This is a genomic window from Streptomyces sp. NPDC045287 (genome assembly GCF_056432325.1).
The window spans coordinates 86,429-106,585 of record NZ_JBWKJG010000019.1; the positions used below are offsets into that span (position 1 = coordinate 86,429).

Sequence of the window (20,157 nt, forward strand, 5' to 3'; positions counted from 1 at the left end):
GTGTCACTTGACGTAGAGGCGGTGATCGTCATTGGTGGTGGAGGCTCGGCGGCACTCGTAGGCGGACCAGCGGTGCTCGGCCACCAGCTGTCTGCCGGTGGCCTGACAGCCCGAAAGGTTGTGCAGCAGTTCGTACTCCTTCCAGAGGTCCGAGCTGTTGGGCCCGACGGAGTTGCTGCTGATGTGGTCGGCGACGCTGTTGCCGACCGTGATGCCGTCCGTGCCGTCCCAGGAGTAGTGCACACCGAGCCAGATGCGGCTTCTGGCGTTCTCCTGCGCGGCGTCGGAGAAGCTGGTGAAGGTACGGGTGACCCCGAGGGCGTCGAAGTCCTCCGTGCCGGCCGTGAAACCGATGTCGTCGGTGCCGAACCACCGCTCCATCGTCCTGGCCCAGGCCGCGCCGAAGGTGGCGTGCCCGGAGACGTGGGCGGGGAAGGGCGGGGAGAAGTGCTGTCCTTCCCGGTTGCGTGACAGCGGCTGCCACTCCGGGTCGGCCGAGGTCAGGGGGTTGCCGTCGCCGTCGAGCCGGATCGCGGACTCGGGCCGCCACAGGTCGATGTTCGTCTGGTACTTGGAGTCCCAGGCCGCGATGCCCGCGTCCGCCATGGCGAAGGCGACGAGCGCGAAGAGCTTGGCGTTGGCGTCGACGGTCAACCGGTGCTGGCGGGACACCGTCTGCGTCAGTTCGAAGAGCTGGCCCGGTGGCTTGTAGGTGCCGTCCACGTCGTTCGCCCAGAAGAAGGCCGCCTGCGTCTGGTCGGCGGTCCTGAGCGGGGACTCGACCCCGCCGAGATCGCGGACCTCGTTGACCTGGTTGCTGTAGTCGGAACTCCGGAGAAGGGCCTCCATGGAGCCGTAGTCGGTGAGCCTCCGCTGCCGGAACTGCGAGCCGGACGTCAGACCGAACGGCCTGACCAGCCCCCAGGCCGGCGTGGCGGCCGGGTTGGCGTCTGTGGGCCGCCAGTTGCCCGGGGAGGAACTCCCCGGGTAGGGGGTCGAGGTCTGGGAACCGTCCGCGGCACGGGCGTCCACCATGGCCCTGGCCGCCTGGTGGCCCACGGAGGATCCGGCACGGCGCTGCGTTCCGGTCACGGTCTGCGGGATGCTCTCGCCGGCGGCGGCGAGCTGCCGTGCGAAGTCCATGTTCGGGAAGACCGCTTCCAGCACGAGGTACGCGGCCTGGTCGATGGCGCTGTTGATGTCGGCGTCCGCCGGTGCGGTCGTCTTCACCAGGTACGGCCGGCCCAGGCACCGGGTCTCACCCTCGGAGCACCTGATGGAGTTGGCCGCGTCGTAGACGGCGCCGTGCATCATCGCTCCGGCGCGGGCGAGCGGGCCGGGCGCGCCGCCGGCCGTCCGGTAGGCGCTGAGCAGTACGTCGTTCCAGTACTGCACGTGGTCCGTGGCGGGGTCGGAGGTGGGCCGGTAGGTGACCAGCAGCGCGGGGACGTTCGACACGTTGTCGCCCGAGGCGAAGACCTTGAAGGCGCTGGTGTCGTTCTCGTCGGTGGCGCGCAGGCCCAGCGTGTCGGTCGCGCGGTCGACGGCTGCCCACTGGGAGACCAGCGAGGTGACGTCGAGCGTCACTTCCCGCGCCGGGCAGTCGGCGGACGCTCCGGACGTGAGCGTCGAGGTGGCCGCCTTCGTCCGCCACGCGGGCTGCGTGCCCCAGCGGGTCGCCGACGAGACGGTGCCGGTGTCCCAGACCTCCCAGGACCTGGGGGCGCACTGTGCGGACGACAGGGGGAAGAGGCTGAGCTGCGCGTCGAGGACCGCACCGCCCGTCATCCCGGGTGTCCTGGGGAACTGCACGAAGGAGCGCGCCGCCTCCTTGCCGGACTCGCGGCCGACCCGCAGTCCCACCGCTCCGGAGAAGTCCTCCTGACTGCCTCTGACGACGGTGGTGTCGACATGGGGGCTCAGGAACACGGCGGGGTCGATGGTCACCGGGTACCTGGTGTCGGGGGAGGCGAGGAAGTCGCGGTCCGGGGTGAGGCGCAGCCCGAGACGCCCGTCTTCCCGCTCCAGGGTCATGCCGACGGCGGTGCGGCGGCCGTCCTGCCCGCCGCGCTTCTGCCGGCCGGCCTCCCACATGACAGGCGCCGGCAGTCTGCCGACGGCCTTCTTCGTCGAGGGGTCGGTGAACGACAGGGAGCCGTCGGAGTTGCGGGTGGTGGTGAGGCCCTCGGTCCGCAGCGGCAGCGTGAAGCTCTCCACCTCGTCCGCCGCGGAGCGGTCCTTGACCACCAGATACTGTTCGAAGCCGGTGCGCGTCGCCTCCACGACCAGGTCGGTCGCCGGGAGCACGTTCGCGTAGGTGGCCCGGTGGCCGCTGAGCACCGGCTCCGGCAGCGGTCCCTTCCAGCCGAGCGTGACGGTCCGCCCGCCGCCGCCCAGGGTCAGCAGGTCGCCGCCCCCCTCACCGGTCCGCCCGGCGATCCTGAGGCCATGGGGGTGTGCGACCGCGCGTACCGACCCGTCGGCGGCCCGCCGCAGGGTGGGATCGATGTCGACCCACTTGCCGCCCTTCCTGAACCGCACGGGTCCGGCATGGGTCTCGACCGACACGGTGCCGTCCGGATTGGCCCATGTGGTGGTGTTCTCCGTACGCGCGCCGGGTACCTCGACCCGCCGCTGCTGACCAGCGGCCGCCGCACTCGCGGCCGGTGACCCCTGTGAGAGGGCGCCGTCGTCCGCGGTGTGTGGTGACGGCCGCTGGTTCGCCGGGGGCTGCGCCGCCGGGGCGGCCGAGGCCATCGGCCAGCCGCCCGCCACGGCGAGCAGCGCCGACAGCGGCACCGCGAGCCGTCGCAGCGCGGTTCTCCGGCGGGCGGGCCGTCTGTCGGGCACCAGGTGATGTGTGACGTGCATGTGCTCCCCCCTCTCGGCAGGCCCGGACGCCTCGCCGGACCCGTGCCGAAGTTCGTGGTGTCGTGGTTGTCGTACCTCCGAGGACCGGACGGCGCCTCCCGCACGCTCCAGGCCCCCGGGGCCGGCCGCTCGTCAGCTCCTGGACCGGTCAGGCACCGGCGGCCGGTGTGTGTCCGGAGGTGCAGTCGAGGAGCACGGTGTCGCGCCAGCCGCAGGCCCACGAGGTGAGACCGTCGTTGCCGACCATCACCGTGTGCTGGTCGGTGCCGGTGTTCACCCTGTCCTCGTAGTAGGCGCCGGCGGAGTTGCGCACGCCGACGTAGTCACCCACGGAGGCACCGAGGATCCTGCCCCACGCGGCGCGGCAGGACGGGCTGTAGCGCAGCTCGATCGTGCGTCCCTGCGCGGGGACCGACTTCACGGTGTACGCGTCCGAGGCGCAGGTCGTTCCGCTCGGCTCGATCCCCGTGCACCCGCTGCCGACGCAGGTGCCCGCGGGCAGCGCGGTCGTGACGACCAGTGTGGGGACGCTGCCGGCCTCGGTGTTTTCCGCCGAGGTGAACACCCGGTAGTTGGCCGAGGCGGTCTCGGTGGGCGACTGCAGCACCAGGCCGTGGTTGGGGGCGGCGCCGCTGAGCCACTTGCCGACGATTCCCGTGACGTTCCAGGTCATGAGTCCGGTGCCGCAGGTCCCGTCCGTGGAGCCCTCGGTGCTCAGCGCGGCGTCCTGCGTGGTACTCGTGGGCTGGCGCGCCCAGGTCTGGGTGGCCGGGTCCCACGTGCTCGTGACGCGGCGGACCTGGATGCCGGCGCCCACCTTCGCGCCGCACGCCGGGGCGTCGACGTTGGGTACCCTGAGTTCGGCGGCGGTCGCCGGCGGCAGGCCGTCGAGGCCGAACTTCAGGTAGGTGCGGGACTTCTCCCCGTCGGCCTCCGTGCCCGCCTTCAGGTACTGGCCCCCGACGTTGTTCCAGTCGAAGACCGAGTTGACGTCGGTGTCGGCTTCCACGGGCGTCGTCACGGTCGGGGCCACCGTGACCGGATAGACGGTGGCCGGATCGTCGAGGAACGCCCGGTCGGGCTCCAGTACGAGGGTTCCGCCCGCTCCGCCGGAAGCGTTCGCCGAGGTCCTGGCGTTCCCGCCGGGCTCGTAGCGGACGGCGACGGCGCCCTCGCGTGCGGTGCCCTCCCCGGCGCGTACGAAGCCGTCGGCCTTCCCCGGCCGGGTGGCGGGCTGCGCCCGCATGGACGCGGTGGGCGAGATGGTCACCCGGCTCCCGGACCCGTCGGTCAGCCCCAGCCCTCCGTCCGCCCGCCGGTCGATCCGTCCTGCGGCGTCGAGGGGGATCTCCAGCTTGAGCGGACCGGTCGGCCTGGCGCGCAGCACCACCTCGAAGCGCACGCCCGACGGCAGGGCGGTGACGACCAGGTCGCCCGTTCCGCCCGCCGCGCGCTCGTACGTCGCCCGGTGACCCCGCACGCGGGGTTCGGGCAGCCTGCTCGGCCACCCGAACTCCAGTTCGCTGCCGGGTGAGGTCCGCAGCCGCGCGAAGGAGAAGTCGCCCCCGGCCGAGAACCGCACGTCCGTCCCGACCGCCTCGGGCCGCAGCACCCCGCCCGAGAGGTTCAGGCGGGTGTCGATGTCCCGCCAGCCGCCGTCGGGTCCGCGGAGCCGGACGGGACCGGCGGAGAGCTCGGTGACGACCTCCCCCTTCGGAGTCACGGCGGAGGTGGAGGACTCCGTGGTCCTCTCCGGAACCGGAACGGTGTCGTGCGTCCTCCTCGCCCGTTCCGCTGCCGCCGCCAGCGCCCTGTCCGCCGTGTCGCGGGCGGTCACCGGCCCGGCGGCGGCCGGTCCCGCGGCCAGCGTCGACAGCAGAAGCCCGGGGGCCACCGCGGCGGTGCACAGCGCGACCCACGGACGTGCCGTCCCGGCCCAAGGGCCCGGGACGCGCCACTTCTTCCTACTCGTGCTCAAGGAAATCCCTGCTCCGTTCACGAAGTCGGTCGGCAAAGGCAGCGCGGGCACCGGACGTCGTCTCCGTACGGGGAAGGCGAGGTTTCTCCTCCTCCCATGCACAACTTCACCTCGGTCCCCACGTGTTACGTCCACAAGCCCGCCAAATATGGGATGTCCACACCGAGAGGTCAACGGTGACGGAAATCACAGGACCGGGGTCGTCGCGAAGCGGAAAACCGCGCGCGGAAAGGAACCGGACACCACCGATGTCGGACCTCGCGCCCGGTGCCGCATGCGGGGAGGGAAGACGGAGCCCAGACCGACGGGGCAGGGGCGCGCCGCCGGGACGGCACCGCTTCCCGGCCAAAGCGGAGTAGCGGCCACCGAGACGGCGTCACGAAAGCGACGGCCGGAAAAGTGAACGACTCCCCGGGACCCTGCGGCAGAAGACCGCGCGGACGCCGGAGCGTGCCACTGCGTCCGGTGGCCCGGGAGGGAGTCGTGAAGTCCCCTGCCGGGGTGTGTGCCGTTCCGGCCGACGTCAGGTTGCCCGGTGGACACCTTCTGGCGCTCCCCCACCAGGCTCCTTCCTGAACGCGTTCGGTTGACCGCGTTCAAGCCAGAGCATCCGCACTCCCCTCGCGCCCCTCCTCGGGGGGTGCCGCGCCGCTACTCCGCCTCCTGTCACCACGCCGACCCGCGCCCGCACCCCCGCCTCGGCGCCCCGCGTCCGCACCCCGGAGGGGGTCGGCCGGGCCCGTACCACCAGCCGGGCCGGGCGGCCGTACGGCCCTCGGGCCCCACCCTGGGCCGACCCCGTCGCCCCTACGCGACCGTCTGGCTGATTTATGTCGGTGTGGCCCTCGGTGTCGTGGTCGTGTCCGCGTTCAGACATCGGTATGGGAACGGTTAGATCGCAGGTTGGCGTAGGTTTCTCCGCTGATCCTCATTAGCTTGACGGACACTTACACGCCCTTTAAGTTCCCGATCACTTGGCCGAATATCAACACACCCTTGGTAAGGGCGGTGGAAGGAACCCAGTGAACTGGTACCTGGCAGTACTCAAGAACTACGCGGGCTTCAGCGGGCGTGCGCGCCGCAAGGAGTACTGGATGTTCACCCTCGTCAACTTCGCCCTCACCCTCCTGCTGATCGGTGTCGACCTGGTGATCGGCACGTACTCGGTTCTCTACCTCCTCTACTGCTCGGCGGTGTTCCTGCCGACGCTCGCCGTCACGATCCGCCGCCTGCACGACACCGGACGTTCCGGATGGTGGTCGCTCATCTCGATGGTCCCCTTCGTCGGTGGCATCGTCCTGCTGGTCTTCCTCGTCTCCGAGGGCGAGACCAAGGCGAACCAGTGGGGCGTCAACCCGCACTTCGCGCCCGCCGCCTGAGACATCGCCCCTGCGCGGACTGGAGCCGGGTGCCCTCGACGGCGCCCGGCTCCGGCACGTCCGGCAACGCCGGCGGGCATCCGGATGTGCGAGGCCTCCCACGGAATCACCCGGCTCGACCACTGCAGATCTCCCCGATCCGCTGTACGACGACGGACGGGAAACCGCAGCAACCGCTGGTGCATTCCGGTTTCCCCAGGGTCCGTCTTCAAAGATCGTCCGGGTGGTGGGTCATGGCGCCGTGGTATGTCGTCACGAACTCACCGATCAGAAGGGTGAGTTACTTGCTCCACTGATACCCCGGGCCACGACGGGGCAGCCTCGCGTGGAGGTCCGGCAGGTCATCAACGGGATGGTCCGGCAATCCGTCCGAGCGGACGGACGAGCTCGTCGCGTGGCCGGAGGCCGGGGCGGTCGCCGGGCCAGGCGGGAGGGGCGGTGGTGTGCCGTCCTGGTGGGCGGCCTTCCAGCGCTTGTGCAGCTCGTCCTTCCAGCTCTCGGGCAGGGGGTCCAGGGAACACTCCGGGCGGCGAGCTGGTCGCGGTTCCAGCCCCCGGCGGACGTGCGGGCGGCCTCGCTCTCCTCCGGTGAGGGCAGGACCGTCATCTGCTCGCTCCACGTCATCGTCGAAAGGGTGACCCTCAGCGTTCCAGGGCAGGCGCCGACGACAGGCCCGTCCTCAAGGAGGGCGTCGCTCACGGAGTGGTGCGGTCCAGGGTGTTCGTCAGGTCGTCGACGGCCGCCAACAGCAGTTCCGTCTGCCCGGGATCGGTGGCCGCCTGCCGTCCGGCGATGAAGGCGAGCAGGGGGTGCGCCGGAGCGCGGCGCGCAGGTCGGCGATGTGCTGGTCGCGGATGTCGGCGGCGGGGGCGGGCGGGGTGACCGCGGGCGGTTCTCCTTGGCGGTCGGTCAGGTGATGCGGGCGATCAGGGAGGGCGCCACGTGGAAACCGACGCCGACCAGCCGATCCGTCAGCCCATCTCCCGACGGGGGAAGAAGCGCCGACGCAGTCGATCACCGGCTTCGCCCACGACGATCACCAGCACAGCACTCACCGCGCAGCCCGCGAGGCTCGTCGGCTGGTCGAACACCATCCCCAAGATCGAAAAAGCAGCGGTGACAGCCGCCCACCACGCAACCCACGAGCCGATCACAGACCACCCACGCCGTCTCCTCACGGCATCAGAGTACGTCCCCCTCCCCCCTGCCGGGGGCCAGAAACAGCTGCTGAACGGCGAGGACGCCCGGCGTCAGCCGTTACGCCTCGGTGTGCCGATCGTCGCGCGGCCGGACGGCGACCGGGACGGGCCGGCCGGAGCGGGGCGGCGCCGGGCACCCCGAACGCGTTCCGGCAGAAAGCCAGCGTGACGTCGTTCGTGGTGCGCCGGTTCGTCGACCGCGGGCTGCTGGTCGACCTGAGCGCGAACCCGGACGGGGGCGCCACCGCCCCGGGCAGGTCGTCGAGCTCTGCGCGCGGGAGGACCTGGCCGAGCTCTTCGCCGCCGACACCCCGCTCGGACCCGACCAGGCCGCGACCCGCTGCGCGTGAGGAGGGTGGGCTTCGACTGGATGGTCAAGCTCGGGTGGATCCGTGCGGCGGAGTGGGTCGAGGTCCAATTCGGCATGCCGCCGGCCGGGGCGGTCGATGTCACACCGCATGGCTCCCCCGGGTTGGTGGCGCCCAGGAGAGCTGCCTACGCCGCAGCCGGAGCACGAACCCCCACCCCGGCCACGACATCCCGCCCGGCGGCACCGCGACGTCGAGAACCGTCCCGCCGAGCGGTACCGCCCGTCACCGGCGGTACCGGCGAACGTGCGCCGCAGCCCGTGGCCGGAGGCGGGTGCGTCGCGGTAGGCGTCGTAGCGCTCCAGCTTGGCAAGCAGGAGGGCGCAGGACATGGTGCGGTCGATCTCCACGGACGCGTGGGAGGACGACCAACGTGGCAGTGCCCTCGGTGGCTACCGAATGTGCGCCTTGACCTGGTTGTAGACCGTCTGGTCGGTGCGCAACCCGCTGTGGTCGAGGCAGGCGGTGGTGGTGTTGACGGCTCCGGTGAGCGCCACGCTGCTCGTGGGGTTGATGACGTTGTCGCAGGGCGAGCGCCAGGTGGCGTAGCGGGGGGAGCCGGGGGTTTCGTCACCGGAGTTGAGGGCGTTGAGGAAGACAGATCCCGGCCGCATCTCGACACAAGGGGCACCGCCGCACCAACGGGCGGTCTCCGTACCGTGATTGGGCCCGGCCAGGGAGACCCACGCGTCGACCTTGCTGGCGCCGCCGAGGTTCTTGAGGTAGTAGCGGGAGGACAGGGCGCCCATCGAGTGGGTGACGACATCGACCTTGGTGGCACCGGTGGTGGCCAGGACGCGCTCGATCTCGTCGGCGAGCTGTGCGGCGGTGGTGGTGTTGGACTGTGTGGCGTTGTACGTCCACGCATCGAGATGGCCGGCCGGCCAGCCGTCAGCCCGGAATCGGTCGGCCATGGCCCGCCAGGTAGAACCATCGGAGTTCCACCCGTGGACGAAGACGATCGGGTCGGGGCGGACGGCTTGCCGCTGACCGCCGGCCGCGGCCGCGGGGGCGGGAAGAAGGGCCGCGAACGCGAGGAGGAGCGGAGTCAAGCTCCGCGGCAGATTCCTGATCACTCACGGTTTCTAGCGTGCCGGCGACGGCGGCGGCACCGTTTACCCCAACCGCTCACCCACCCGGCGGCAGGAATTCACCGCAGCGACGTGACAACGGTTCGAAGCCTCGGCTCTACTGCGCCGTGCCCGCCTGGCCTCCGCCGTTGAGATCGGCGGCCAGGTACATCTGGAAGTCCGCGACGAATCCGACCGCCGGGCCCGGCTGTTCGAGGTCGGCGGCAGCGAGCCGCGGGCCGTGCTGTGGCACGCCCTCGACATGGACCGCGTCGCGCTCGCGCGCGGGCTGGACGTCTGATCCTGGGCCGAGATCCTCACCCACACCGCCCACACCACCCACCGCGGTCGGATCGAGGTACGCGCCCACCCCCTGCGGCAGGTCCTCGCCGACGTCGAACGCGGGCACCGGGGCGACGAGGAGTACCAGGCCGGCTTCGCCCGGATGCTGGCCGACGACGCAGCACGGACCGGCCGCCCGCCGCTGCCCGCGCCCGGCATCCCCGCCTGGCCCGGCGTTGGCCCCCGGCTGTGGCACCGCTACGCGGGAGACAGCTTCATCGTCGAGCGGCACTGGCTCGACCCCTGAGACCAGGCGCGCCGCCGCACGGCGCCGGGGTGCGTGCAGTCCGGTGGAAGTGGAGAAGGGCCGTCCCGCAGGGAGTTCGCCTGTCACCCTGGTCGCAGCCGGGCAGCCCCGACCTTCTGCCCCGCGCGCGGGGACGGCGTCACCAGGCGAACCGCACCGGCCACCGGTGCGGGCCTGGACGCATACCCCGTCCCCTCGCAGCCCAGGAGGGCCGCCGTGCCCGAAGACACCGCCCCACCCAGCTCGCCCAGCCCCCTCGACCAGACCCTGGCCGCGCTCGCCGCGGCACACCCCGGCCTGCGGCAGACCGACCCGTCGAAGTTCGGCGCGGCCCTCGCCGACGTACGGCTCACCCCGCAGCGCACCGCCCGCTTCCTCTGGGCCGGCTACGAGGTACAGATGTCCGTCGGCCACGAGGACCACCTCGACCGCGACGACCCGGACAGCCCCGTCCTGTACCGGGAAGTCCGCGCCCACGCCACCCTCCTCGTCCCCCAGACCGTCGCGGTCGACGGCATCGGGCACGTCGAGTGGGAAATGACCAACTCCCGGGCAGAGACGGTGTTCCCTGACACGTTCACCGTGGCGGTCGCAGACCAGCACGACCCGCGCTTCGCCGCCACCGTCCTGTCGACCGTGGCCAAGGCCCTCGCGTACGCCCGTCTGGCCACCGAGCACGCGGGCGCCCATGCCGAGCGGGCCGCGGACGAAGTGCGGTGGGAGAGCGAGCGCCCGGCGGGGATCAGTCCGCGCAAGTGGCTCCGGGACGAGAGGGCGCAGCGGGACGCGGCAACGTCATGAGCCCCCGGCCCTCGAACTCGGCCGAACAACTCCGGGCAATGTCGAACAACTCCCCTACCAGCAGCAGTACGCGGCACGTCGACGGGGAGCAGCAGAGCCGGCGAGCGGCGGTGCGGGGCCGCCGAAGCCGCCCGGGACCGCGCGGGGCGGGCCCGCGACGGCACGGGCAGGCGGGGAACCGGGACGATCACGTGCCGGCGCCGTCCGCCGGGCCCTCGCCCGTCAGCCGGCGGCGCGCCTCGTCGAGGACCGCGCGCAGCCGCGCGCGCTGGCGCGTCTCGTCGGCGAGGCGGGCGTCGAGGACCGCGTTGTCGATGTACGGGGCGACGGCGACCAGGCGCTGGAGCTCGGCCGGATCGAGTGCTTCGACCTCCCACTGCACAGGACGGGCCGCATCGAGCCGGTACCGGCGGGCGAACGCCGGCCAGCGGGGATCACCACCTTCCCCACCGCCGGCGGCAGCTGGTGCTCGCGGACCTGCTCGTGGGTGAGCAGCACGCGTTCCACCGAGGCCCAGCAGGCGGTACGCGCCACCCAGTCGCGCTCGATGTCGGCGCCGGAGGCGTCGAAGTCCCCGACGTAGAGCAGCACGGCCGGGCTCCGGTCGCGGGCGGTGCGCTCCTTGACGACCTGGACGTAGCCCTGACTGCCGAACCCCCGTACGACCAGCACGGGGACCCCGGTCTTCTCCAGCCAGCCGGTGAACTGGGCGCGCAGGGTGTCCTTCTCACAGGCCACGTACACGGCCGTGGCCTGCCCGGCGGTGCGGTCCAGGCAGAACCAGGCGGGCACCTCTGCTGGAGGAGGGCGTCGGCGTCCGGCCGGGTCGACGGGACGTGGACCTCGCGCAGCGGGTCGATCGATCGGGGAAACCCCTCCCGGCGGCGGGCCTGCGCAAGAAGCGCGGGCAGGCGCCGGTAGGCCGGCGCGGTGTGCGGGATCACGGCCTCCGGGACCGGCCGGTGGTAGACCTGGCGCAGGGTGCAGCCGCCGACCGCGTCGTGGCCGGTCACGATGACGGCGGCCCGCTCCACTACGTCCGCCCAGCAGAGCCTGCTCATAGCGGTACACGTACCCCTTGCCCCCACCCGGCACGGCATGACCACGAGGTGTCCGTTCTCAGATCCTCAGATCCAGTGTCCCGTGTGTCCGACATCCAGGGTCAAGGCCTGTCGCCGCGCGAGGTCCGCGCCCGGCCTGCGGGACGGTTCCATCGCGCGGCGCGTGTTCACTGCCGGCGGTTCACAGGAGGTTCCACTCCTGGTACGGCCGATCGGCGGCGCACGTCTGCTGGACCACACCGGCTCCGTTGTAGATGTTCCCTCCCCTGACCTCCAGGCACTTGCCGCTGTGCCGGGCGACCAGGGTGAAGTAGCCGTTGGGGCGCTGGACGAGCTTCCACTCCTGGTTGGGTGTGTTGTAGCACTCCCACTGGTTGACCGTCCCCCCGTCGGCGATGCTCGCGGCCGCCACGTCCAGGCACTTGTTGCTGTGCTGGGCGATCATTTTGTAGTAGCCGTTGCCCAGCCAGGTGAGGGTCCAGTTCTGGTTGGGCGTGTCGTAGCACCCCCACTGCTGGACGAATGCTCCATTGGCCGTGCTCGCGGCCGCGACATCCAGGCACCTGCCGCTGTGGTGAGCCTCCAGCTTGGCGCTGAGCGGGGCGGCGCTCGCAGGTGCGGCCGAGCCGGCGGCCAGCATCATCCCGCTGAGCGCGAGGACGGACAGGCGGGCGGTGAATGCTCGCGCGGATACCTTCACGGTGATCTCCCTTGTCGAGTTGCGCTTTGGGGCGAACCGAACTGTCACCGTTGTACGACAGAAGAGGAAAATAATATAGAAAGCAAGTATTAGTAATATGACCTCATCATACCTTTATCGGACAGTTGTGTGATTTTAATAGGCCGTCACGGCGCACTCGATTCACCCGTCGGCCGGCAAAGGGATTGCGCGGCGACAACGCAAGCCTGCTGCTTGAGAGGAAAGAGAGGACGGTGGCTTCGGCTGAGCACAGTGATGCGCAACCCACGTCTCGCAAGCCCCAGTTGCCCGCCTACCCCACTTCCCGGGTGCACAGAGCAAGGAAACCGTATGCGCTTTCACGGCTACACCGAAGGGTGATCGCATTCGATATTGCTCCGAAACGCTTCGGGTCCACGCTCGTCGGCTGTGCGTGAGTGGTCTGGTGGGGAGACTCGGACGTGGTCGCTGGACGCGCCGGAGGCTGTGCGTCTGCCGGCGGTGTCCGCGTTGGCGGAGGGCCGGGGGCGGGTGGAGGCCGCGGCCCTGTTCAGGGTGTGGGTCAGGCTCGTGGACAACTGGTGGGCGAGACGGCGGGCGGTCGGGCCGCCGTGGTGGGTGGCGGGGCGTCGAGGACACGAGCACCTGCGGCGTCCCGGTGGACGAACACAGCGCGAAGGAGGACGTGTCGGCTGCGACCGAGGGCGATACGGATGCCGCCTGCCGGGCCTGGCAGGAGGAGGGCCACCCGAGACCGGATCAGTGACCGTCCGCCGACTCGCCGACACCCTGGCGCCCCTCCCGCGGTCCACGCGCCGTAGCGGTACGCCGGGTCCCGGGCGTCGGCACTGGGCGCTCGCGGGGACACAGCGCCGCGCCCCCACCTGCAACGGCTTCTGCTCCCCGGAGCGCACCACCGTGTCCGCCGCCCCGGCACCCTACCGCCGCTGCACATCCGTCCACCGCAGCACCCGGTCGCTCCCTCTGGCCCAGTCCCTCCGGCCACACCATGCTCCCCAGGCTCACCCCGCACCGGCCGGGGCGCCCGGCGTGTACTGCGCAGGTACGGGCCAATGACCGTGCACAGTGAGAAGCACAGCGCGCCGGATCCGACCGCCCACCCCGGCCATCTGGAAGCTCCTGAACAAGGGGCGCGAGATGTGATCAATAAGATGTCGTGACACCGAGGAGTCGAGATGCCGACCAACGTCTCCGTCCCACCGCTGGGGGAAGGTCTGACCGAAGTCACCATTGACGAGTGGCTCAAGCGCCCGGGCGATCAGGTGACCAAGGGCGAACCGTTGGTCGAGATCTCGACCAGCAAGGCGACCATGTGCCTATACGTCCCCGTGGACGGATACCTTGCGGCAGTGGTGGCGGAAGTTGGGGAGACGGTCGAGGTAGGGGCGCTCGTCGCGGTCATCGACACATGAGCATTCCAGGCCACCCTTCGCTCACACGTGGGCAACAGCGTCGGGGTCCGATGGAACAAAGGGTGACGGTGGCAGTTGTTCCGGTTCGCGCGTCGCAGAAACGACCGGTCGCGAGGACGTTCTGAGAGGCACTGACGGAGGGCTGCTCCCTGCGGAGATCGGCTTAGCGTTACCGAGCTCTTTCCGACCCGTCGGGTGGGAGGGGCAATTGAGCTGACAACAGGTAAAGCCTCTGGTGGATGGGTTTTCGACCAAGAAATCCGTCTCCTCAGAGGTTTCGTGTGTTTGTCCACCCCCTCGGGCGCCGACGTGCCCGGCTGCGCCCTGCGCTTCCTGTCCGCCAAGTTCCGTCAGCGATGCCGAGGGCTCGGCATCCGCCGGCGGCGCCCGAGTGTCGGTCGGCAGGTCCTGCCCGCTCGTGCCCATCTCCGCAACGGCCATCCGCAGGCTCATCTCGTGGCCGGATCCGGCATCGGGACCACGACCGCACACCGGTACGTCACCAAGGCCGTCGAGGCCCTGGCCGCTCTCGCGCCGAGTCTCGCGGAGGCGGTCCGGACAGCATCGTCGAAGGCGTTCGTGCTGCTGGAGGGGGCTCTGCTGCCGATCGACCGGACCGCCGCGAACGGGCCCCTCTCGCCGGGGAAGCACAAGAGGCACGGGATGGGCGTGCAGGTCCTCGCCGACCCCTCCGGCCGGCTGCTGTGGGCCCCACCGGCCTTGCCCGGGGCCGTCCACGACGTTCCGCGACGACGGTCGCGATCTCGTCCATGGTGACACTCTTTTCCCCGTCTCCAGCGAGCGCATGGGGCGGGTCCAGTTCCGCTGGAGAGATGACCAACGGGGCCACCGGACGGTGTGATTGATCGGCAGAAGCCGCGATTAACGACTCTGGGCCCCGCTCGTTGCACTTCCTGGACCCTCACTTGATCGTTGGGTGCCCCGAAAAGGACCACCGATTCTGGCACGGTTCACACGCATGGGGAGGATCATTTGCACCTCGTTCCTCCCGTGGAGGATCTTTCACCTGCCTGACGCGTGACCGAAAAATACTCTTCTCACGGGTGGGCACGGGCACCACACTTCCGCGTGAAGGGCTCTGACTGATCGGTACCTGGGCATCCGGAATGAACCCGACCACAAGTAAGTGGATCAATTCGCGGGTGATCGGTCGGATGACAGGGGAATCTCGATCAACCCGGAGGAGTGGATATGCGACGGATCATGGATTTTCGCGATGAACGTCAGCGTGCGCTCGAACGTCACCCCTTGTGTGATTGGCTGTCCGACGAGCGGATCTCCGAACGAAACCGTCTGGAAATCCTGCCGATCCTCGCTCCTTTCGTCTTGGTCTTCCGGGACCTCAACCGCTGGGTCCTGCCCTTCCCTGAACCCTCGACCCCCCTGCAGCGGTCCATCAACGTTCACACCGAGGAGGACAGGAACCACGCGGCCCTGTATCTGGAGGACTGGTGCCGCCTGGAAATGGACGAGCGACTGGGGTGGAGCGCGTCCGATGCCCTGTGGTGGATCACTCGGGCGCCGCAGACCCGCGTGCTGCGCGACACGCTGCACCGCTTCGCGGCCCTGCACCGCGCGGACGCCGGAGACCCGGTACTGCGTTTCTGCCAGAGCGAGGCCATCGAGGCGAGCGGCCACGTGTTCTTCCGCCACATCGCCCCGGTCGCCGCCCGGCTGAGCGAGGCCACCGGTCTCGACTACCGCTACCTCGGCCCCCATCACCTGGCTCTGGAGTCCGGGCACGTCGAGACCGAGGACGCCTTCGAGACCGTCGAGCTCACCGAACGGCAGTACCGAGCGGGAACGACCCTGGTCGCCGACACCTTCGACATGTTCGTTCGCATGTTTGACAGCTTCCATGAGTACGCACGCACCTACGCCCAGACAGGAACGGCACCCCGGCCGGACAGTACGCCGGTGATGCCCGTACCGGAGACCTGGAAGGCATCGGACATGCTCCGCTTCTGCTACCTGCACCCCGCCACCGACGCCCTGCGGTACGACTGGCTCACCGCACTGTCGGGAAGCCGACTGCCGCACGCACGGCCCGCCGACCTCCTGTCCGCGCTCGCCGACAGTTTCCGTGCGTCGGCCGCTCGGTGAAGCGGCGCATCCCCGCCACGCCGCTGAGGTCTCACCTTGCCCGGCCGCCCACGGCCGACCACGGCTCATCCCCACTTGCCCGATCCCTGGAGCGACGGCCCGTCGTCCCCTGGCACCGCACCAGCCGGCAACCGCCCCGAGAGGCCCTCATGGACGTCATCACCGCGATCAGCAGCCGAAGGAGCGCCCGACGCCTGGTCGAGTCAACCCCGAGTGACGAGGAGTTCGCCTTCCTGCCGCGGATCGCCGCCGCGGCACCCGGCCACGGACTGCTGCGGCCGTGGCGGTGGATCCTCGCACGCGGCGACGCACCCCCCCCCACCCCCCGTCGAGGCCCTGGCCGACGAGGGCGTCCGCCCGTACCGCCCGTACCGCACAACGCTTCACGCCCCCTGCGCGCTGTCCTGGCCTTCGTGCCGCGGCCAGGGCGCCGGGTTCCCGAGCGGGAGCAGCTCCTGACGACCGGTTCGGTCGCCTGCGGGCTGCTTCTCCTGCTGCACGCGCGGGGTCACACCGGGGTGTGGCGGACAGGCGCCCTGTGCCGGAGCCGGCGCGGCCCGGGGCCATCTCCGTCTGATCGACGCCGAACGGTTTTCGGGTGCCGTCGGCATCGGCACGGCCCGAGAGGACGCTCCGGCGCCCCCGGGCCCGTGATCGACGTGGACGCCCATCTTTCCATCGCAGTCTGACCACCGGCGGGGAGCGTCCCGTGCGCGGCGCAGCATCGGTTGATCCATTGTGGAGGCGACATGACAAGCTCTGGGCGACTGTCGAACAAGGGCGACCGGCCGAACGTGACGGTGCTCGGCGCGGGGACGATGGGAAGCGCGGCGGTACGCGCCCTGCTGTCCAGTGGCTGCGGCGTGACGGTGTGGAACCGTTCCCCCGCACGCGTCGCGCCGCTGGCCGCGGTGGGCGCCCGGACGGCCGCGAGCATCGGGGACGCGCTGGCCGGGCCGGCGCCGGACGTGACGCTGGTGAGCGTCCTGGACTACCCGGCCGTACGAGAGGTCCTGGGGACTGCCGGCGAACGGCTGGCGGGACGCGTCCTGGTGAACCTGACCACCGGGTCGCCCGAACAGGCCCGTGCCATGGCCGACTGGGCCGGCGAGCGGGAGGCGGCCTACCTGGACGGCGCGGTGATGGCCACGGCGGCCGGAGTCGGCCGGCCGAAGACGCTGTTCCTCTACAGCGGGTCCCGCCGGGCATGGGAGGCGGCGCTGCCGGTGCTGCGCCTGCTGGGCGAGCCCCAGGACCTCGGCCCGGACGCCGGACGAGCCGCGCTCTTCGAGACGGCCCTGCTCGATGTCATGTGGGCGTCACTGACGGGGTGGCTGCACGGCGCGGCACTGGTGGGCTCGGAGGGGACCACCGCGACGGAGTTCACCCCGCTTGTCGTGCGCTGGCTCGAAGAGGTCTCCGGCCTGCTGCACCTGTACGCCCCGCAGGTGGACCAAGGCGTCTATCCGGGAACCGACTCCACCCTGCACCTCCACGCGAGCGCCATCGCACACCTTCTGGAGGCCAGTGAACGACGCGGCGTCGACACCCGTCTCGTGAAGCTGTACGAGGAACTGACCGCGGCGGCGATCCGGTCAGGACACCGCGGGGACGGCTTCGCCTCACTGATCGAACAGCTCCGCGCACCCGGCCCGGCCCACCGGCCGGAGTGATCACCCGGGCGCGACGGCTCCCGCGCCCGCCCCGCCCGTACGTCCCAAGGAGGAACCGGATCGTGGAACGCTCCGACGAACTCGTCGCCAAGGCCGTGTCCCTCCAGCCGCTCCTGCGAGAACACGCAGCTCGGATCGACGCGGAGAGGCGGCTACCCGACACGGTCATCGACGCCGTCACCGAGGCCGGACTGTTCCGCCTGGCCACCCCGAAACGCTACGGAGGCCACGAGAGCGGCCTGCGCACCACGGTGGACGTGCTGGCGGCCCTCGCCGAGGGGGACGGCTCGACGGCCTGGGTCGTCGGACTGATCGGCGCCTGCAACTGGATGACCGGTCTGTTCCCGACGCGGGCACAGGACGAGGTGTACGGGGAGGACCCGGACAGCCGGGTCACCGGAGTGCTCAGTCCCACCGCAACCAGCCGCAGGACCGGCGAAGGCTGGCGCGTCTCAGGGCGCTGGTCCTACAACTCGGGCTCCTGGCACGCGCAGTGGGCCCTGGTCGGTATCCCGATCACCGATGACGGACAGAACGTGGTCGGTCAGGGCCTGGCCCTGATGCCCCGCGACGACTTCGACATCGAGGAGACCTGGTTCGTCGCGGGACTGCGGGGCACGGCCAGCAACACCCTCGTGGCCCAGGACGTCCTGGTGCCGGACCACCGGGTCCTGTCCGTCCCGGACGCCATCGAAGGCCGGTACCCCACGGAGCACGGAGAAGAAGCCCTGTACCGGTCGGCGTTCGTACCCGTCCTCTCCCTCGTCCTCGCCGGGGCACCGCTGGGGCTGGCACGCGCCGCTCTGCGGTACGTCATGGACCGGGCGGCGACGAAACCGGTCACCTACACGTCCTACGCCGCGCAGGCGGATTCCCCGGCTGTCCAGGCCCAGATCGCCAGGGCCGCGCTGGGCATCGACACCGCGCACCTGCACCTCCGTCGCGCCGCGCAGGACATCGACGACGCCGCACGACAGGGCCGGTATCCCGACCGGCTCGCTCGCGCACGCGCCCGCGCCGACACCGGCTGGGCGGTGCAGCACGCCGTCGAGGCCGTCAACACCCTGGTGACTGTGTACGGTGCGGCGGCGTTCGCCGACGCCAGTCCGCTCCAGCGCATGTGGCGGGACGTGAACGTGGCCGGCCGGCACGCGTTCGTCGTTTCCGCGGTCACCGAGGAACTGTACGGCCGAGCGCTCCTCGGGATCAGCGAAAACATCACCCCCCTCATCTGAGAGGGGACCGAGCGTGCTTCGGTTCGGCTGACATTCGGGATCAGGGGTCGAGTCCCCGGAAGGACGTCCACCGTGGAGGGCATGGGGAAGGAGAAGCCACGTCCTCGCTCGTTCACGTCCGAGTCCAGGGCGGGGACCGTCGAGTCGAGCCGGCGGGGTGACCGCTCGATCGGTCGAGTCGTCCGGGACTTCGATCTGACCGGGGCCGCGGTGCGGCCGTGGAGCAACCGGGCCCGGGGCGACGCGGGTCACGGACTCGCCCCGGCCGATGGCCGGGTCTGGTCCAGCAGGGCCACGGCCCGCACCGCGATCTTCGAGTAGGTCGGGGCTGGTACAACGTCCGCCGTCCGCGCAGCAGCCCCGGCTGTCGCAGCCCCACCGATGACGAAGCCGCCCTCGCGACCTGACCGACACAACCACCGTGTCCGTCGAAGCGGAACGAGTTCAAAGGGCGCCGGGGCCGGATCCGAGTGCCCGGCACGCGACGCCGACCCCCACCGCACGTCGCCTTCCCCGTGCCGCACGAACAACTCGGTGGGATCGACCGGCCCGTACAGGGCTCGCCCTCCCGGCCCGTCCGCGCCTTCCGCCGTGCAGCAGCCGCTGCAGGTACCGAGCACGGCGGACAGGGAGGTACAGCGCCGATCATCCGTTCCTCGGTGACGGCCTCAGCGCACTCGGTAGAAGCGCTGGGTGACCTTGCCATCGCCGGTGACGCTGCAGTAGCCGCAGGCAGCGACGCCGTTCAGTTGCTCCAAGGTGCTGCGCACGAGGATCCCGCCCTCCCAGATGATGCCTCCGCGACCGTCGGAATGGCCCACGCCGTAGCCCGTCCACACCGCGAGGTTCTGACCGTCGGTTCCGGTGACGACAGCCTTGGCCGTACCGTCGAACAGGCCGTCCGCCCGCTGCTTCTGCACATAGGTGACCAGGTCGTTCGCCTGTCGCCCGCCGAAGGTTCCGGAGTTGGTCATGGTGATTTCGATCACGGCGTACGGGGTGTCCACGTTCAGGACTCGACGCTCCACGATCTTCCCTGTCAGGTGAGAGAAGAGCCGATTGGCTGCCGCCGCGTTTTCCTCGTCCATTTTTTCCTCCTTGAGGGAATCTTCCAGTGCCGTTGTACCTTCGCTCCAGAGGCACAGTAAGGCGCTTTCCGGACGCCCGCTCCGGACGGGATGTCAAAAGCAGACCGGCATGCAACAGATGCACCGGCAGCCACTGACGCACCAGGAGAAAATACGTTCCTCTCTTTCTTGCCCATGACGGAAAGGGGATCACAGGCGTGGATCAATCCCTTCGTCGGGAAGCCTGCGTCATGGGTATTGCGCGGGCCACGGTCCGCGCTACGCTCGTGGTGCCTTCCGGCAACTCCTCCGGAAGTCTGCAGCTCTCTTCGAGGAGCGAAATGAAGCACGCCCAGAACCCCACTCGCTGCGACGGCCGGTGCGGGCCCCCTCACGCCGGGCGGAGCGTTTCCGGCCACGCCCACCGCGCAGGACACTGATCAGGACTGGGACTGCGGGGATTGCCTTGCAGCGAACGGATGAAGCCGCACCGGCCTCAGCCTCGCGTGCCGGACCGGCCCGCTGGACACTCCTGCGGGTCTTGATCCCCGCATGGCAACTTCAACCTTTTCCAGGCGTCCCCGACAGGCTCGCCAACGAATCCTTCAGGTGCGGGTCAGTAATAGCATC

At 70.4% G+C, this 20,157-nt stretch carries 15 protein-coding genes and 1 pseudogene; 8 read left to right on the plus strand and 8 right to left on the minus strand.

Features of this window, described 5'->3' with window-relative positions; genetic code table 11:
• Positions 1-3: 3 nt before the first annotated feature.
• Both AC07D6_RS27415 and AC07D6_RS27420 read right to left on the minus strand, forming a co-directional pair.
• Entirely contained in the window at positions 4-2,871 is a 2,868-nt protein-coding gene (locus AC07D6_RS27415) for a DNRLRE domain-containing protein (RefSeq protein WP_479048704.1), read from the minus strand.
• Positions 2,872-3,019: 148 nt separating this feature from the next.
• The gene (locus AC07D6_RS27420) at positions 3,020-4,849 is read right to left on the minus strand and encodes a DNRLRE domain-containing protein (RefSeq protein WP_479048705.1); all 1,830 of its coding nucleotides are present in this window, start codon (positions 4,847-4,849) and stop codon (positions 3,020-3,022) included.
• A 1,022-nt stretch (positions 4,850-5,871) separates the two neighbouring features.
• On the opposite strand from AC07D6_RS27420, the gene AC07D6_RS27425 reads away from it, so the two are divergent.
• Positions 5,872-6,228, plus strand: coding sequence for a DUF805 domain-containing protein (locus tag AC07D6_RS27425; protein ID WP_479048707.1), 357 nt, complete (start codon positions 5,872-5,874; stop codon positions 6,226-6,228).
• 971 nt (positions 6,229-7,199) lie between these two features.
• Here the strand turns inward: AC07D6_RS27425 and AC07D6_RS27430 are convergent.
• From AC07D6_RS27430 to AC07D6_RS27440, 3 genes are all read right to left on the minus strand, one after another.
• A complete protein-coding gene (locus AC07D6_RS27430) occupies positions 7,200-7,322 on the minus strand; it encodes a hypothetical protein (RefSeq protein WP_479048709.1) in 123 nt (40 codons plus the stop codon).
• Between the two features lie 865 nt (positions 7,323-8,187).
• Positions 8,188-8,871 carry an esterase/lipase family protein gene (locus AC07D6_RS27435; RefSeq protein WP_479048711.1) on the minus strand — a complete coding sequence of 228 codons (684 nt, stop codon included), beginning with the start codon at positions 8,869-8,871 and terminating at the stop codon, positions 8,188-8,190.
• A gap of 112 nt (positions 8,872-8,983) precedes the next feature.
• Positions 8,984-9,274, minus strand: a complete 291-nt coding sequence (locus AC07D6_RS27440) for a hypothetical protein (protein WP_479048713.1) — start codon at positions 9,272-9,274, stop codon at positions 8,984-8,986.
• 36 nt (positions 9,275-9,310) lie between these two features.
• On the opposite strand from AC07D6_RS27440, the gene AC07D6_RS27445 reads away from it, so the two are divergent.
• Together AC07D6_RS27445 and AC07D6_RS27450 are read left to right on the plus strand one after the other, a co-directional pair.
• Positions 9,311-9,454, plus strand: a complete 144-nt coding sequence (locus AC07D6_RS27445; RefSeq protein WP_315876040.1) for a hypothetical protein — start codon at positions 9,311-9,313, stop codon at positions 9,452-9,454.
• Between the two features lie 216 nt (positions 9,455-9,670).
• Complete coding sequence (locus AC07D6_RS27450; protein ID WP_479048717.1) at positions 9,671-10,255, plus strand: hypothetical protein; 585 nt, start codon at positions 9,671-9,673, stop codon at positions 10,253-10,255.
• Positions 10,256-10,477: 222 nt separating this feature from the next.
• Here AC07D6_RS27450 and AC07D6_RS27455 read toward each other — a convergent pair whose 3' ends face one another.
• Positions 10,478-11,047: a hypothetical protein gene (locus AC07D6_RS27455; RefSeq protein ID WP_479048720.1), complete on the minus strand. Its 570-nt coding sequence runs from the start codon at positions 11,045-11,047 to the stop codon at positions 10,478-10,480.
• Between the two features lie 450 nt (positions 11,048-11,497).
• The gene (locus tag AC07D6_RS27460) at positions 11,498-12,016 is read right to left on the minus strand and encodes an RICIN domain-containing protein (protein ID WP_479048723.1); all 519 of its coding nucleotides are present in this window, start codon (positions 12,014-12,016) and stop codon (positions 11,498-11,500) included.
• Positions 12,017-13,191: 1,175 nt separating this feature from the next.
• Between AC07D6_RS27460 and AC07D6_RS27465 the strand changes: the two genes are divergently transcribed.
• The 5 genes and pseudogenes from AC07D6_RS27465 to AC07D6_RS27485 all read left to right on the plus strand — a co-directional run bounded on the left by AC07D6_RS27465 (position 13,192) and on the right by AC07D6_RS27485 (position 18,460).
• Positions 13,192-13,428, plus strand: coding sequence for a biotin/lipoyl-containing protein (locus AC07D6_RS27465; protein WP_479048725.1), 237 nt, complete (start codon positions 13,192-13,194; stop codon positions 13,426-13,428).
• A 285-nt stretch (positions 13,429-13,713) separates the two neighbouring features.
• Positions 13,714-14,184 (plus strand): annotated as a pseudogene (locus AC07D6_RS27470) (transposase); the annotation flags it as partial.
• Positions 14,185-14,640: 456 nt separating this feature from the next.
• Positions 14,641-15,552 (plus strand): hypothetical protein, encoded by a 912-nt coding sequence (locus tag AC07D6_RS27475; RefSeq protein ID WP_479048728.1) that lies wholly within the window; start codon positions 14,641-14,643, stop codon positions 15,550-15,552.
• 749 nt (positions 15,553-16,301) lie between these two features.
• Positions 16,302-17,225 (plus strand): NAD(P)-dependent oxidoreductase, encoded by a 924-nt coding sequence (locus AC07D6_RS27480; protein WP_479048729.1) that lies wholly within the window; start codon positions 16,302-16,304, stop codon positions 17,223-17,225.
• Positions 17,226-17,287: 62 nt separating this feature from the next.
• A complete protein-coding gene (locus AC07D6_RS27485; RefSeq protein ID WP_315876047.1) occupies positions 17,288-18,460 on the plus strand; it encodes an acyl-CoA dehydrogenase family protein in 1,173 nt (390 codons plus the stop codon).
• Between the two features lie 668 nt (positions 18,461-19,128).
• Here the strand turns inward: AC07D6_RS27485 and AC07D6_RS27490 are convergent.
• Entirely contained in the window at positions 19,129-19,548 is a 420-nt protein-coding gene (locus AC07D6_RS27490; RefSeq protein WP_479048732.1) for a hypothetical protein, read from the minus strand.
• Positions 19,549-20,157 lie beyond the last annotated feature (609 nt).

Bases quoted from the DNA above. Each gene is read 5' to 3' on its own strand.
- AC07D6_RS27415 (WP_479048704.1), bottom strand. From the start codon at position 2,871: ATGCACGTCACACATCACCTGGTGCCCGACAGACGGCCCGCCCGCCGG.
- AC07D6_RS27430 (WP_479048709.1), bottom strand. From the start codon at position 7,322: ATGGTGTTCGACCAGCCGACGAGCCTCGCGGGCTGCGCGGTGAGTGCT.
- AC07D6_RS27445 (WP_315876040.1), top strand. From the start codon at position 9,311: ATGCTGGCCGACGACGCAGCACGGACCGGCCGCCCGCCGCTGCCCGCG.
- AC07D6_RS27465 (WP_479048725.1), top strand. From the start codon at position 13,192: ATGCCGACCAACGTCTCCGTCCCACCGCTGGGGGAAGGTCTGACCGAA.
- AC07D6_RS27475 (WP_479048728.1), top strand. From the start codon at position 14,641: ATGCGACGGATCATGGATTTTCGCGATGAACGTCAGCGTGCGCTCGAA.
- AC07D6_RS27480 (WP_479048729.1), top strand. From the start codon at position 16,302: ATGACAAGCTCTGGGCGACTGTCGAACAAGGGCGACCGGCCGAACGTG.
- AC07D6_RS27490 (WP_479048732.1), bottom strand. From the start codon at position 19,548: ATGGACGAGGAAAACGCGGCGGCAGCCAATCGGCTCTTCTCTCACCTG.